This is a genomic window from Profundibacterium mesophilum KAUST100406-0324 (genome assembly GCF_009835145.1).
Lineage (GTDB): Bacteria > Pseudomonadota > Alphaproteobacteria > Rhodobacterales > Rhodobacteraceae > Profundibacterium > Profundibacterium mesophilum.
Genome location: NZ_APKE01000078.1, coordinates 1 through 903, shown reverse-complemented (window position 1 = coordinate 903; position 903 = coordinate 1). Strand labels below are relative to the sequence as shown.

At 59.6% G+C, this 903-nt stretch carries 1 protein-coding gene; it reads left to right on the top strand.

Annotated features, from left to right (window positions below; all coding sequences use genetic code 11):
- On the top strand, nt 1-851 hold an 851-nt coding region (locus PMES_RS16290), incomplete at its 5' end, for a plasmid recombination protein (protein ID WP_236549859.1).
- Nucleotides 852-903 lie beyond the last annotated feature (52 nt).

Below are 903 nucleotides of genomic sequence, written 5' to 3'. Positions count from 1 at the left end.
CATCAGAATGCTCCTATCTCTCCACCGATGCCCGCAACAATAGCTGCGGTTTGGCGGGAAGGCAGTTCATCCCATTAGGTCAGCGCGAGTGTTGCGACGTGGGTCATGTTGATGCTGAGCGTTCGGTCCATAACCAGCGCTTGCTGGGCGAGGCAAACTGGGCGCAGTTTGCGCACCGGGAAATCCGCCGGATGAGGTTGGAGAACCACACCAATGAGCTCGCTCAACTCGAGAAGCGCCGCCGCTCGAAAGAACTTCAGCGGCTTCTCGCGGAAGGCCCGAAGGATCCCTGGCGCGCGACGCGTCACGGCCCGATGCGCGAGGTCATCCTCACGGCCCATGCCGACTGGTTCAAGGTCACGGAAGGCGACCCGTTCAGCGACGACTACGAGAAGCGCGAAGCGGCCTTCCAGCGACTTGGGGTCGAATGGCTGGAAAAAACCTTCGGCGATGACTGCGTGCACGCCAGGGCCGGCCGCGACGAGACGGCTTTCCACATTCATGCCGTGATCCTGCCGCGTGCAGTCACAAAGGACGGCCGCAGGATGCTACAGCCGTCGAAACACGACGTGATCCGGTATTACGAAAAGGGGCAGGACGAGGTTGGTGCCTGGTTCGCCGCGACGAATATCGGCCTGACGCGCGGTGAGCGCCGTAAGAACAAGGTGCGCAAGGCGATCAAATATAACATCAAGCTTCGCGAGGCGCAGAAAAAGGGCAATCGGGTGGAGGAAGCCGCAAAGCCACTGCCGAAATATCGTCAGCACGTCAGCCCCCGGAAATGGCGCGAAGCGCAAGAGTGCAAGCTGGTCGAGCAGCTTGTCAAGGGCGGTGCAAAATTGGTCCATTAGGGCGGCGTAAAAGTAGGCCAGTTTGGATTGAGCCGTTTGTTTGATTTTAGAG